Source organism: Cryobacterium algoricola (genome assembly GCF_004402485.1).
Classification (GTDB): Bacteria; Actinomycetota; Actinomycetes; order Actinomycetales; family Microbacteriaceae; genus Cryobacterium; species Cryobacterium algoricola.
Genome location: NZ_SOFG01000014.1, coordinates 1 through 12684, shown reverse-complemented (window position 1 = coordinate 12684; position 12684 = coordinate 1). Strand labels below are relative to the sequence as shown.

Annotated in this window: 14 protein-coding genes and 3 pseudogenes; 7 read left to right on the top strand and 10 right to left on the bottom strand. The window is 63.1% G+C overall.

Annotation, left to right across the window (positions count from 1 at the left end; genetic code table 11):
* Positions 1-172: 172 nt before the first annotated feature.
* From E3O44_RS12030 to E3O44_RS12000, 7 genes are all read right to left on the bottom strand, one after another.
* Positions 173-499 carry a hypothetical protein gene (locus tag E3O44_RS12030; RefSeq protein WP_134535022.1) on the bottom strand — a complete coding sequence of 109 codons (327 nt, stop codon included), beginning with the start codon at positions 497-499 and terminating at the stop codon, positions 173-175.
* Between the two features lie 94 nt (positions 500-593).
* Entirely contained in the window at positions 594-1088 is a 495-nt protein-coding gene (locus E3O44_RS12025) for a Dps family protein (RefSeq protein ID WP_134535021.1), read from the bottom strand.
* A 204-nt stretch (positions 1089-1292) separates the two neighbouring features.
* Positions 1293-1907, bottom strand: coding sequence for a hypothetical protein (locus tag E3O44_RS12020; protein ID WP_134535020.1), 615 nt, complete (start codon positions 1905-1907; stop codon positions 1293-1295).
* On the bottom strand, positions 1904-2398 hold the full coding sequence (locus E3O44_RS12015) for a DUF6286 domain-containing protein (RefSeq protein ID WP_134535019.1): 495 nt from the start codon (positions 2396-2398) through the stop codon (positions 1904-1906). The genes E3O44_RS12020 and E3O44_RS12015 overlap by 4 nt, the downstream gene beginning before the upstream one ends.
* 83 nt (positions 2399-2481) lie before the next feature.
* Entirely contained in the window at positions 2482-2901 is a 420-nt protein-coding gene (locus E3O44_RS12010; RefSeq protein WP_134535018.1) for a hypothetical protein, read from the bottom strand.
* Positions 2898-3062, bottom strand: a complete 165-nt coding sequence (locus E3O44_RS12005) for a DUF2273 domain-containing protein (RefSeq protein WP_241976297.1) — start codon at positions 3060-3062, stop codon at positions 2898-2900. Before E3O44_RS12005 ends, E3O44_RS12010 begins: the two co-directional genes overlap by 4 nt.
* Before the next feature lie 26 nt (positions 3063-3088).
* The gene (locus E3O44_RS12000) at positions 3089-3520 is read right to left on the bottom strand and encodes an Asp23/Gls24 family envelope stress response protein (RefSeq protein ID WP_134535016.1); all 432 of its coding nucleotides are present in this window, start codon (positions 3518-3520) and stop codon (positions 3089-3091) included.
* A gap of 123 nt (positions 3521-3643) precedes the next feature.
* Between E3O44_RS12000 and E3O44_RS11995 the strand changes: the two genes are divergently transcribed.
* The 6 genes from E3O44_RS11995 (at position 3644) to E3O44_RS11970 (ending at position 7342) form a co-directional block, all read left to right on the top strand.
* Complete coding sequence (locus tag E3O44_RS11995) at positions 3644-4210, top strand: RNA polymerase sigma factor (protein ID WP_134535015.1); 567 nt, start codon at positions 3644-3646, stop codon at positions 4208-4210.
* Positions 4211-4338: 128 nt separating this feature from the next.
* On the top strand, positions 4339-4848 hold the full coding sequence (locus tag E3O44_RS11990) for an Asp23/Gls24 family envelope stress response protein (protein ID WP_241976296.1): 510 nt from the start codon (positions 4339-4341) through the stop codon (positions 4846-4848).
* Positions 4845-5174, top strand: coding sequence for a hypothetical protein (locus tag E3O44_RS11985; RefSeq protein ID WP_134535013.1), 330 nt, complete (start codon positions 4845-4847; stop codon positions 5172-5174). The genes E3O44_RS11990 and E3O44_RS11985 overlap by 4 nt, the downstream gene beginning before the upstream one ends.
* Before the next feature lie 446 nt (positions 5175-5620).
* Positions 5621-5956 (top strand): hypothetical protein, encoded by a 336-nt coding sequence (locus E3O44_RS11980; RefSeq protein ID WP_134535012.1) that lies wholly within the window; start codon positions 5621-5623, stop codon positions 5954-5956.
* Positions 5957-6057: 101 nt separating this feature from the next.
* Complete coding sequence (locus tag E3O44_RS19900) at positions 6058-6738, top strand: iron-containing redox enzyme family protein (RefSeq protein ID WP_134535011.1); 681 nt, start codon at positions 6058-6060, stop codon at positions 6736-6738.
* A gap of 184 nt (positions 6739-6922) precedes the next feature.
* Entirely contained in the window at positions 6923-7342 is a 420-nt protein-coding gene (locus E3O44_RS11970) for an Asp23/Gls24 family envelope stress response protein (protein ID WP_134535010.1), read from the top strand.
* Positions 7343-7461: 119 nt separating this feature from the next.
* On the opposite strand, the pseudogene E3O44_RS19780 reads toward E3O44_RS11970, so the two are convergent.
* The 3 genes and pseudogenes from E3O44_RS19780 to E3O44_RS11955 all read right to left on the bottom strand — a co-directional run.
* A pseudogene (locus E3O44_RS19780) lies at positions 7462-8142 on the bottom strand (pyridoxal-dependent decarboxylase); the annotation flags it as partial.
* A 1198-nt stretch (positions 8143-9340) separates the two neighbouring features.
* Entirely contained in the window at positions 9341-10054 is a 714-nt protein-coding gene (locus E3O44_RS11960) for a GntR family transcriptional regulator (protein WP_134535009.1), read from the bottom strand.
* Positions 10055-10337: 283 nt separating this feature from the next.
* Positions 10338-11739: pseudogene (locus E3O44_RS11955) on the bottom strand (IS3 family transposase).
* Positions 11740-12447: 708 nt separating this feature from the next.
* Between E3O44_RS11955 and E3O44_RS19995 the strand changes: the two are divergent.
* Positions 12448-12684 (top strand): annotated as a pseudogene (locus tag E3O44_RS19995) (IS256 family transposase); the annotation flags it as partial.

The window sequence follows — 12684 nt, the reverse complement described above, 5'->3', positions numbered from 1 at the left end:
TGATGCTGCCCGTGTCAATGGCGCTCGTCGGATGAAGATACCATGACGACCTCCAGGGGTACCGTCGTCACCTTGGGTACTCTGCCGCTCATCCAGAGGGCGCCGAGACTGACTGACCGAGACCGACCATCGATGCAGCATGGGTAACATCTCTCCGCGCTCTGTGTGGTGTCTAACTCCGCTTGAGCTGTGCGGCAGCGGGATTCGGATCCGAAGTCTGTCCTTGATCAAGAACCTCCACTAAACCAGGGGCGCACCACCACGTCGCCGCCGGCCCGTTTTCTGCGTGAACGAGTTCGGCCGGCTCGACGCCGGCTTGATTCACAATCACCAACGCGTCCAAATGCGCTTCCGCTACCCGCGGCGCTGTAAGGTCATAACACGCCAAAGCAGCGAGGACCTCGAAATACTCCATCGTCTGGCCGGACCCTAGCCACGGCGCGGTCCCGGGCACTTCCACGGCCAGTGAATGCGCCCGCTCGGCGTTGCCGTTCACCACCCAGGCCGCCTCAGCGTGGTCCTGAAAGCTGGCCTCCGCTGCGTGCCTGACGGGGCGCCGGAGACGCACGGGCTCGGGTCCGATTATGGGCCGGTCAGGCCGTCCCGGTGGGGCGGGTGGGCGTCTTTTTGGATGGTTTCCGCGGGACCCGGTTTTCGGCGCTGACCATCCACACGAACTGCTCCAGCTTCTCGATGATTCCGTGCAGAATGTCCGCGCTGGTGGGGTCTTCCGCATCGACCGCATCGTGCACGGCGCGAATGTTGTCGACGGTGACCGTGAGGCGTTCGGTGATCAGCACAACCGTTTGCCCGGTGTCGACTTCGCCTGCTGGAAACGGCTGGAGGTGGGTGGATTTCGTCACCGTTTCGCTGCGGCCGTCGGGCAGGGCGTCGATCGCGCGCATGCGTTCGGCCAGTTCGTCGGAGAACGCGCGGGCGACGTCGATGATCTCATCGAGTTGGAGATGCAGATCCCGGAAGTTATGGCCGACCACGCTCCAGTGCGCCTGCTTGCCCTGCAGATGCAATTCAATCACGTCCACCAGGATGGATTGCAGGTTGGAGCCCAATTCTGCCGATGCTTTCATGAGAGTGCCTTTCGTAGTTGGTGGAGCGAGATTGAACATCTGCAGGGGCAACAACCCCGGAGAGCGAAGCGTACACATGTCTTCGGGGCTGTGCGTTGATAACAAAGTTCTGGTTTGTCTCGGTGGTGCGCTGCTGGGGCGTGGGTAGTCGAACCCGGGTGATCGTGTGCTTTTGGAATGGGCCGATCCCCGAATGGATGGGAGTTAGTGGAGGCGGGCGGTTTGTGTTGCGCGTGCGCGGATGCCAGCGCTGATCTTTACGAGGGCGGGTAATTGCCCACCGAGCAGAGTGTCGAAGGCGACCAATACCTCGGTGACTATGCGGCTGACTTCCCGGGGCGAGATGCCGCGCCGGCAAGTGATGGCCACTTTCAACACCGATTGGTGTTTGACCTGATAGGTGGAGACGTGGGAGGCAATAAGCTCCGGCCGGCCGGAGAGGGCGTCCTGGATGGCGTGCTCGGCGACGCGGGAGTCGACGAGGACCATACCGGCATCTCCGCCGACGGTGATGAGCCGGCGTGTGTGGCCGTGGCCCTGTCGGATGATGAAGAGGGCAAGCAGGATGATGAGTGCTCCACCGGCTGCAAGTGCGACCAGCCACAACCAGCTGCCGCTGATCGGCATGGGCTGGTTTGGGAGTGGAGTGGCGCGCAGCCACCGGGTCACCCCGGAAACGCAGATCGCCACCGAGTGCGCCCAGGTATCGCGGACCGGCCCTGCGATCGCCACCAGCAGCAAGGCTGCGCCGACACTGAAGACGACGAGGCCGACCACCAAAATGAACAGCCGGTTGAGGACACGGTTAGTCGAGTTCATGCACCGACCCTTCCCACGGCGGCCACGGTGACTTTGGGCTGCAGCACGCGCCGCAGTCCCAGTTCATGCAAGTGTTCCTGGACGGCGGTGAGGGCGGCCGTCCGGTCAACCGGGGTACCGGAGGTCGGGGTGATGTGCACCGTCACGCGTCGACTTGTCACGGTCACCCGTGCGTTGTCCGGCGCTACTCCCGCAGCGCGGGCGGCGTCCCGGGCCAGGGCGGAGGCGATGACCTCGCTATCGACGATGGTCACGGCCCGCTCAATAGCCAGCAAATGCCGGGAACGCCGCCCGGGAGCGACGGCCAGGAACAGCAGCAGCGCCCCGATCAGGCCGGTGGCGACACCGATCACGCCCACTAGGGCCGGCGGGGCAGCTCCGGCACCCGCGACAGTGTGGGCGATCTCGGAGGGGGTGGCGAGTAGGCCGGGCCGGCCGAGCAGGTGCAGCACGATCTCGCTCATTAGCCACAGGCAGGCGGCACTGGTCATCAGGGCAAGTGTGATTGCAGCTACCGAACGCGGCGAATGCATTTCGCGGCGGCTGATCCGCTGGTAGGTGGAACGGTATGCGGTCACTTGACCCGGTCCTCCACTTTGATGACGACGCCGGTGAGCCGCACGCATACGCGGGAGACGACGGATCCGGTCAGCTCGCCCGCACGGTGATGAATGTGCTGCCGGGCTTGCTCGGCGCGCTCCAGAATCGTCCCGCCATACCGCGGCACGATCAACGGGTCACGCGCCACCCCGGTGAGAGAGAGGATCGGAATCGGGGCGCTGACGGTCAGGGCAAGACTGCCCCGATCGTCGGTGATCGTTGTGCCCACCGTCACCATGCTCACTTCGAGGGCGTCGGCAGCGACGGCGGACACCAGCCTGCTCAGGGCGCGCGTGGACACGGTCGTCCGGCCGCGACCGGGCAGAACAGCCGGGAGGCCGGGAGTGAGCGGCAACACGGGAAGGGACCGTGCCACCGAGGTCAGGGTGGTCATGAGGAGGATCCGGTGCCGCGGAAGGCGTCGATGAGGCGGGCCATACTCAGTTTGCCCTCGATGATCCGCCCGATGGCCCCTCCGACGCCCATGGCCACGGCCACGAAGAAGAACGACCAGAACCCGAAGACGAGCCACGTCAGTGCGAGTAGGGCGCCCACCAGGGCACCTGTTTTCGTGGCCGTGTTCACTGGACTCGCGCCTCGGCTTTCTGGTCCTTGTCATCGCTGGGCAGGTACACGTCGTTGATGGTGACGTTCACCTCGGTGACGTCCATGCCGACGAGGTCTTCGATGGCGCCGATCACCGCGGACCGAACCCGGTCGGCCACATCCTGCAGGGCCACCGGGTACTCCGCCACGATCGTGACGTCCGCTGCAACTTGAGTTTCGCCCACTTCGACGCTGATGCCCTGGCTGACGTCAGTGGTGTTTAAAGCGTCCCGGATTACACCGAGAGCACGCGCGGCACCCCCACCGAGAGCGTGCACGCCGGGAACATCCCGGGCCGCGATGCCGGCGATCTTCGCCACGACCGCGTCGTTGATCAGGGTCTTACCCCGCCCGGCGGCGGCTGCGGAGCTCGGGGTGGAAGGAGTCGGTGAGGTGGGATTGTTCATGAGTGACGCTCCTGTGTCGTCCGCCCGGGGGACCGGGGGAATTATGTTGGTTATGGTGTAGTCGTAAATGAAGGTCACTTCGTCACGGGAAGTGCTAGTCTTCCCAGCGAACAGGGAGCGGCCGTGCCAGACAGCCAGATCAGGGCTCTGCTCGAGCATGCTGACGACCGAACCTTGGTCGAGCGCACCGTTGACGGTGATATCCGGGCGTTCGAGGTGCTCGTGCGCCGGCACGGCCCCCTGATGCGCGCCTACGCGACCCGGATCCTGGGATCCAACGACGAGGCCGATGACGTCGTCCAGGAAACGTTCATCACGGCGTGGGCGAAGTTGCCGACCCTGGAAAATCCCGCTCTGGCGAAGGGGTGGCTGATGCGCATCGTTAGCCACAAGAGCATCGATCGGATCCGCGCCAGGCGACACCATTCCAGTCTCGAGGACCTCGACGCGCCCGCACCGGACCATCACTCGCCGATCACGGCGGTCGAGGCGCTTTCGCGGAGCGAGGCATTGTCCCAGGTGTTGTCCGAGCTGCCCACAGATCAGCGTCGATGCTGGGAGCTAAAGGAATTCGGGGACTACAGTTATGCCGAGATTGCTGAAGAACTCGACTTACCCGTCTCGACGATCCGCGGCCTTCTCGCCCGCGCCCGTAAAACCCTGATCCGCGAGATGGAGGCTTGGCGATGACACCACCGAACATCCCAGACCCCGCCTCGGACTGGTACCTCTCCGACAATGAGCCTGGCCACCTCGATGGCCACACTCTCGAGGAACTCAGCGACTATCTCGATCGCGGCAGGGTACCCGCCGACCTGTTGATCGACACGTCACCGGCGTGTCAAATCGCTCTCGCTTCGCTGGAGCGTCTGCGCTTCGCGATGAGTTCCCTACTTCAGGACGAAGCCGACCGGGCAGACGTTCGTGACGACAGCTGGGTGACCGCGATCATGGACGGAATCGTGCGCGACGCCCGATCCGGACGCGATATTCCCCTCGAACATCCTTCGGCGCACGCCCGACTTTTCGTCACCGAGGGGGCCGTACGCGGACTCGTGCGCGCAGCCGGCGATACCGTCGCCAATCTCATCGTCGGCCGCTGCCGACTCGACGGTGAACTCACCACTCCGGGGGCGCCCATCACGATCGCCATCAACGCGAGCATCTATCGGGGCAAAAGCATTCCTGCCCTCGCCGAGCAGCTTCGACAAGCCGTCGCAGCCGCGTTGAGCGCGCACACCGAGCTCACCATCAAAGCCATCGACGTCACCATTCAAAATATTTACCTCACACGGCACGATTCCGAAAATGAACAGGACACCCCGTGACGGATACCACCGCTCTCGCTGCAGACCTGGAAACCGCCGTACGGGCCGTACCGGGCGTAAGCGCTTTATACCCGACCGCGCCGCTGCTTGCGACGATCGTTGGAGCCGTCGTCGACGCAATCACCACCCGAACCGTGTCCCCCGCTCTCGTCTCGGTCTCCAACGGACACGCCGGACTGAGCGTGTCCACGCGCATCGGTGTCACCGACACGCAATCCGCCGTCTCGGTGTCTCGCCTCGTGTACGACACGATCGCCGCCAACCCGGCCATCCGGGCCGCTGAACCGATCGACACCATCAGCGTCACGGTCGCCAGCATCGACTGAAGTTCCACGGTTTCGGATCCGCGCACGAGGAATCGCTCGCGTGCCTTAGCGATAACTGTGATATAATGTGCACACGGTGTATTCCGATCTTCGGCCTTTCGAAGGACTACATCTCGCGCGTGAACTGCGCCGCACGGTGGTGCTTTCCGCGTTGCAGTTCGCGTTCGGCGTCTTCGGACCAACCCTGTCAGCGCTGTGCTCGCTGGAATAATCGCGTTCCTGCCGAAAACCCTTGCGCCGCCAGTACATGCACCAGCACGACAACGTGATTGAGGCCCCGTGATTCCCGGCACCACGATTACTCTCCCCGCGTTCTCTTCTCGGCGCGCAGACCGCTCAGCGAAGAGTTCGTAGAAGCTTTGTCCGGTCCCGTCGGCCCGGCCGCGGGAGCGCCTGCGCCCCGCCTGGACGGCTTTGGTGTTGGCGTAGCCAGCGCCCTTGAGAATGTGGACGACGTTGTCGTCGACGCCGACGTTGACCTGACCCCGTTCCTGCTCCACGACCTGCAGTACGGCGGCTTTGTTCCCGGCGAGGAGGACTGGGAATGGCATCCCGACACCATCAGCGCCCGGATCATGATTGAACGGGCCCTCGAGGCGCAGCTCCACCGCACTGTGTCCCAACCGGTCTGCCCGTGCGCGGAACGCGGGGCCGTGGCCCGGGCACTCTTCATCTCCACCGTCGCCCATCCAGGCCTCAACCTGGCTCAGTACCTTGCCCGAACCGCAACCCGGAAACAGACCATCGAATTCATCGTGCACCGCTCCGTGTATAGCCCCTAGGAGGCCGACCAGCATTTCTGGGCGATCCCCCGCCTCACCGCGCGGGCAAAGGCGGCCTGATCGAGATTCAGTTCGACGAGTAGGGCGGCCGGGTGGAGCGGATGTACTCGATGCTCTTCGCAGCCACGATGCGTGGCGTCGGGCTAGACGACCGCTACGGGGTGTACGCGGGCGCGGTACTGGCTATCACCCTGGCCTCGTTCACCACGATGTCCATGTTCGGGTCAATTCGTCACCGGAAGATCGCGTTGATGGGGCACTTGGCGGCATTGAAGATGACGTCCGCGATCACGAATCGACTCTACGCCGACGGTTTCCAACTCCTGGGTTTCGATGCCACGGTTCCGGAATACTCCGACGCACAGGTCGAAGCGGATGCGGTTCAAGAGCAAGTCACCGGCCGCGACCTGGCCGGCTCCCTCGCCCACGACGACCGCACCACCGGCGCCGACATCATGTTCGGCGCCAGCACCTGCCTGACCCCGGGCGGCCAGGTGGCCGATCAGATCCTCACCGCGCGAGAGAACGGCAAGTCGTGCCTCCGAACCTCACCCCCGATCACAGCCCGCCCCGACGGGCCGCTGCTTGTCCGAGGCGACATCGTGCTGCAAAACGAGAACGGGGAAATACCCCCGAATCCATACAACCCTCGCGCTCTGCCGTGGCGGTGTGTCTGCCATCACACCGGTCTGCGACGGCACCCACAAGCTCGTCGGATTCACCACGAACCCCGCCCTGCGGCCCTAAACCCCCGCCGCCGCGTTACGAGCCCGGATTGTTGAATCTGTCGGGATCTGCTGAGACGAGAACCGCGTGTAGGAAAGGGACGTATGCGTTCGGGTGCATTTTCTGCCACCCATGTGACGAATCGGCGACTCCACACGTCATAATTGTGACCGGCGTCGGGTTCAACACCGACGACTTGACCGCAACGACCACGCAGTGCCTAAGCGAAGGAATGCGACTATGGCGTTCTCGTCCCCGTCCGCGGTGACCCTGCCCTCTGAACGCCTAGGCGGCATTGCGGGCAAAACATTCATCAGCGAGAGCATCATCGCGAAAGTCGCGGGCATAGCCGCCCGCGACGTGGCTGGCGTCTACACCCTCGGAGGTGGCCTGGCGCGCGCGCTCAATGCACTCCGAGAAACCATCAACGGCCCCGATACAAGCCAAGGCATCGACGTAGACGTCGAGGAGGCAAACGTAATCGTCAACGTCACGCTCGTCGCCGAATACCCAACTCCCCTACAGCAAACTGCCGCAGATGTGCGCGAAGCCGTGGTGCGGGCGGTAGAAGACCTCATCGGCATGACCGTGACCGAGGTCAACGTCAGCATTGCCGACATCCACGAACCAGACGACACCGCTGTCAAGCCCCGGGTTTGATGGAGGTGGCCTTAACCCCGGAGAGTGCACACGGGTCAAGCGGCGAGTTGGATCTCTGGGGTCTGTGGCGAGTATTGCATCTTGAAGTCCGCTAGGGTGACGTGCCCGATCGTGGAGTGCTGCAGGAAGGGCGCGATCATGCCCCTGGAGGCCGCGTCCACGTCGATGGGTACGGACACTCCGGTGCGCTCCTGGAACTCGTCGAGGGCGGCGCTGATCCCCGCGACCGGCTCGTAGACCCGGTGTACGTCACGCCTATGATCGCGACAACGCAGATGGTGTTCTCGTCGACGTAGCTCGCGAGGTCGTGCCCATCCAGGCTGGGATGCTGCTCACTGATGGGCACGAATCGAGGCTCGACGTCCAAGTAGTTGCAGAATTTCTCCCAGCACACCTGCACTGCGGAACTCATCACGACGTTGGGCTGCGCGGTCGGTCCTCGACGTTCCCACGGTCTCCATCGGTTCGGGCGCGTGCCAGAGGCCGGCGATCATCCGCCAGCAATATTCCTCGATTGCAGCGGTCTGAGGGTACTCGTCCTTGTCGACGGTGTTCTTGTCGAAGGCTTCTGCATAGAGCCGCCCGGCGTGATCATCCATCCAGGTGCCGACGAAGGTGGCGAGGTTCAGCCGGGCGTTTCCATCGAGCATGATCTCGTCGTGGATTATTTGGTATGTCGTCTCCGGCTCCATCGGGTCCGCGCCGAGAACGTACCTCGGCGCAACTGTCGCCTCCCCCGGGCGGGCTAAAAGCCGGTTGATCTCGAAAAACCCCGGATTGAGCTCGGGGTCGGCCTGCATGGGGTCCATGCTGCTGCACCGAGCCGGTAATTGAGCACGAACCGCCGGCGCCCGCAGCCCGAAGCCGGGGTTGCGTATGCGAACGGGTATCGGCGGTCCTGCCGGCCAGACCGTCCCGACCACTCCGCCCGAAAGAGATTCGCGCTCGGGTGTGTCCTTTCGACCACGAGCCTGACGAGGGAGTCCGCGAGTCGATCTGCCGTCAGGAAGGAGGCACCGAACGCAATTCGTCTTATGCCCACACGGTGTGCTCATCTCCATCAAGGCGCAAGCCGGTTGGTAGAAGGCACCTATTGATCGATAAGATTCACAACAACGCTTCCTTCGATCACGGCGATTTCGGCGGAGACCACCCACACCTATTCGTACGCATTCGAAAGCAACGACGCGGCAAGATGACGAATGGTTTCGAGTCGCTGGGCTGAAACCCAAATCGGCTAGGAGCCCCTCCGAAAGACTGTGATTCTTGACGCTGTCTACGCCTCGGGCAGATTCGCGTCAAGCTAGCGTCGTCACACATGCACCTTATTCCGCGGGAGCCAAAATTCATCCTGGTTGTTTGGAGGGGGAATGCCCTAACGTTTTGATTGTGCGCTGAGTTCGCGCCTGCAGGGGAAGGACTGGGGGGGAAAATGTGAAGCGAATGTCGTACTGCGGAACGACGTTCCTCACCACAAATGCTGTAGCCGACGTTTTAATGGAATTCGCCGCGACGCTTAGCGAGTGGCACAAATCTGAAGTTGTAGAGGTGCCGTAGTATAGTGCAGGCGGTACCGAAATACTCATTCTGATTCTCGTTGCCCCTGGCAGTGCACTTATCAGTATTCGCGAGACCGCTGATGATGACGATCCCGAGACGCACTGTACAGTGTCTGCCCGTCGCGATCGCATCGATTTTCTCCTTTCGGCGTCCAGCACTGAAAGCATCATTACGCGTGCAGTGGCGTCTACGACTACAGCCTGGTTAACTGAGGATCACTGGGACGACGTCTACTGAGGTCGAGCAGCATCTGCCAGTCTGTCATGCCCGACGATCACACTGGAACTGCTCATCGTTCGATGTCACGAAGGGGCGAAAACGCTCTGGCGCACGGGGACCCGTGCCCGCGCTCGGCATGCCTGAAGGACGAGTGGAATTACCGAGGAACATCCTCTGGTGGGCGCCGCGCAAATCCCGCATGCAGCTATCCGCGTGTGGCTAGGCTGTGTCGCGATCGGCTTCAGGGTCCGAGCCGTCCCAGTTTATGATCGCGTTCCGAGCACCGAGGATGTGAGCGCGCATCGTTGCTTCGGCCCAGAGCGCGTCGTGTGTCCGAGGCGCCGTGAGGATGTCGCGGTGGTGGTGATTGCTGCTTGCCCGAAAACGCCCGCCATCGCGCCGAAAGACCCGCGCCATCATCGGGATGCGGCCGACAGAGCCTGTCAGTTGAATGAGCGGCCGGTTCCCGGACGCCGCCACGATGGTGTGATGGAATTCGGCATTGAGCACGCCAAGTCGCGTAACAGCGTCATCGTCACTGGCGAGCACGAATTCGTCCATCGACACGATGAGTTCAGCGAGTTGTCCGAGGGTCTCATCACTTATTCGGGTGGCAGCCAAACCGGCGGCTCTGCTCTCCAGGCTCGCGCGCAGGTCGTACGTCTCCCTTAACTGTTCCTGTGTCCAAGAGACGACCGTCGCCCCTTTATTAGGTGTGAAGTCGACAAGGCCGGCTTCGTCCAGGCGACGCAGGGCCTCTCGGACGGGGGTCCGGCTGAGGCCCAACTCGTCCGCCAGGGACTGCTCCCGGAGTACCGTGCGGGCGGGAATCTCACCTGAAAGTATCCGACGCCGGAGGTACATGAACGCGGCTTGTCCGCCCGTCGCCGCCTCCGCACCACGTGTTGTCTCTGCAGTCCGCGCTGACGCCATGGCGTATCCATTTCTCACGAGCCTGCGCGCCACAATCCGGGCACACAGAATACCTTCGGGTGAGCCGATTATTGCTTAAGGGCCTCGCTTGGGCAACTATCGTCGCTCCAGCGAAAGCGAGCAGGGCTGACGCCGCACGTCAAAGTGTGGTCCGTACAAGTTCGGGCCCCTAGCTCTCGAGGCAGAGGCTGCGCCACGTGACGAGACCAATAGTCACCATCAGTTCTATCTCAGAATCACTCGCGCCGCGGAATTTGTCACGGTGAATGGGGCCAGGGTGAGTTTAGGCGGCTATTTTCGGCTCGTCTTCTTGTGCTTCGACAGGCTTGTTGATCCAGGCCGCGTCGGGGGTGGCGAGGATCTTGGGATCGAGGCTGGTGCTGAAGCGTTCCGGGTTCCGGGCCCGGGCTTCGGCCAGGGTCGCGGACCTCTCGGCGGCTTTGCCGGCCGCGAGGCCGTAGTGGACGTCAGCGGGCGTGTTCAAGCCGATGTCGGTGTGGCGGTGGGTGTGAATGTAACCCTCGACGAAGGCGTCCATGAAGCGTCTCGCGTCGCCGAGGCTCGCGAAGCGTTCCCGGAACACCGGGGCGAACTTGAGCGTTTTGAACCACGCCTCCGAGTACGGGTTGTCGTTGCTGACCCGGGGCCGGGAGTGCGACTTGGTCACCTCCAGATCCGACAACAACGCGGCGACGGTCTTGCTCGTCATCGACGTACCCCGGTCCGCGTGGACGACCTGCGGGGTGCCGTGGATGCCGAAGGTTTCCGTCATCATTTCCGCGGCCAGGATTGCGGACTCGGCCGGGTGGACCTTCGCGCCGACGATGTAGCGGGAGAAGATATCGATCATCACGTAGCAGTCGAAGTACTTGCCCGTGATCGGGCCCGCCAGCTTCGTAATATCCCACGTGAACACCTGGCCGGGTGCGGTGGCGACCAGTTCCGGGATCGCCCGGGCCGGGTGCCGGGCCAACCGGCGGCGTTCCTTGACCTGCTTGTTCTGGGCCAGGACCCGGTAGATCGTGGAGATCGACGCCAAATACACGCCCTCGTCCAGCAGCTGCGCGTAGATCCGGATCGGCGGCAAGTCCACGAACCGGGGCGAGTTCACCACCGCCAGGATCCGCGCCCGCTCAAGGATATCGAGCTTGTTCGCCGGGACCAGCACCGGCCCGGCCGCCGGGATGCGCGGCGTCCGGGTCGCCGTCGACCGCGGCAACCCCACCAGCACCGCGGCAGTCCGGGTGGACACGCCCGGCGGGTCAGGGCACGGTAGGTGGTCATCACGGTTTCGTCTGCGGTGTTTCGTCCCGCGAGCTCTTCGACAAGTTTTCGAGTAGCTCGTGCATTTTTGACATGATCTCCAACGCCACCCCCGTCGTCGCCAGACGCCGCTCGGTGCCATCGAGCTGGCGGCGAAGCCTGGCGATCTCGGCCTGCTCGGGCGTAAGCCGGCCGATCTTGTCCCCGGCCTTCTTCCCCTGCAGCACGCCCGCGCCGCGGAGCTTGCGCCATTCGGTGATCTGCGAAGAATAGATGCCCTGCTCCCGCAGATACGCGCCGCCCCCGTTCCGCGTAGTTGCGTCCTCATACGCGGCCAAATGGTCGAGCTTCTGCGCGGGCGTGAACGACCGCCGCGCGCTCGGACCACCCGCGCGCGGACCGGGACCGCTGTTCTTACTCATCGAACTATCGTCGCGCACGACAATCAAAGACGCACTGGACATGATCGGGACTTCCTGATTCTCGCCCTACGTCATACGGCGGACTTGCTCTGCGCTACTGGCCTCAACTCACCCTGACACGTAGGGCAGGTGGGGCGAGTTCAATGTCGAATGTGGCCACAGCACATCCCTAGATCAGGTCCATCCCAGAGTTTTCCCACTCACAGTCCTCCTGCGAGCATTGGTCGATCCATATGCGCGTTCCGGACTGTTGCGCGGTCACATACGGTCCGTGAACGACGCTGCTGTCGCAGATCGGGCAAAACAGAATCTCCATGCTTTCACGGTAGCGCACCACTTCTTTAGGGAGGGGGGTCCGTGGCTGCGGGTCCACTTCACGCCATCACGTGCGCCAACCCTGCTTGAACTTCGTGGCAGCGCCTCTGCCCGTCCCCGTCCACACGCACCCACAGGCCGCTTTCCAACTCCGATCAGAAGTCAGGGCCCCCTTCGGCGCCCGGTCCGAGGAATTGTTCTAGCCCTACAACACCAGGACCGGCACCATCACAACAGTTCACTTCGATCGGAGGCCACGTGTAGGACCAAAAGAGTGCCTGATACCGCCAAGACAAGGCTAAATCCGGGTTGACCGGGACTAGACGATTTTTGGTGTAACTCCTANCGGGACTAGACGATTTTTGGTGTAACTCCTAACAATGGAGGTGTCTGATGGCTGGTGTGATTCTTGACGTGGTGGAGGACGAGGCCGTGGCGAGGGTGAAGCATGAGGACGTGGTGGATGGCCGGCTCGTGGACCAGTTGGTCGGGCGGGCCCGGGAGTAGGGTCTCGCGCTGACGGGCGAGAAGGGGTTGCTGGGCCAGCTGACGAAGATGGTCTTGGGATCCGCGCTCGAGGGCGAGATCACCGATCACCTCGGCCATGAGAAGCACGGGAGGTCCGGGTCG

Bases quoted from the DNA above. Each gene is read 5' to 3' on its own strand.
- E3O44_RS12025 (WP_134535021.1), bottom strand. From the start codon at position 1,088: ATGAAAGCATCGGCAGAATTGGGCTCCAACCTGCAATCCATCCTGGTG.
- E3O44_RS12020 (WP_134535020.1), bottom strand. From the start codon at position 1,907: ATGAACTCGACTAACCGTGTCCTCAACCGGCTGTTCATTTTGGTGGTC.
- E3O44_RS12015 (WP_134535019.1), bottom strand. From the start codon at position 2,398: ATGACCAGTGCCGCCTGCCTGTGGCTAATGAGCGAGATCGTGCTGCAC.
- E3O44_RS12010 (WP_134535018.1), bottom strand. From the start codon at position 2,901: ATGACCACCCTGACCTCGGTGGCACGGTCCCTTCCCGTGTTGCCGCTC.
- E3O44_RS12000 (WP_134535016.1), bottom strand. From the start codon at position 3,520: ATGAACAATCCCACCTCACCGACTCCTTCCACCCCGAGCTCCGCAGCC.
- E3O44_RS19900 (WP_134535011.1), top strand. From the start codon at position 6,058: ATGTACTCGATGCTCTTCGCAGCCACGATGCGTGGCGTCGGGCTAGAC.
- E3O44_RS11970 (WP_134535010.1), top strand. From the start codon at position 6,923: ATGGCGTTCTCGTCCCCGTCCGCGGTGACCCTGCCCTCTGAACGCCTA.
- E3O44_RS11960 (WP_134535009.1), bottom strand. From the start codon at position 10,054: ATGGCGTCAGCGCGGACTGCAGAGACAACACGTGGTGCGGAGGCGGCG.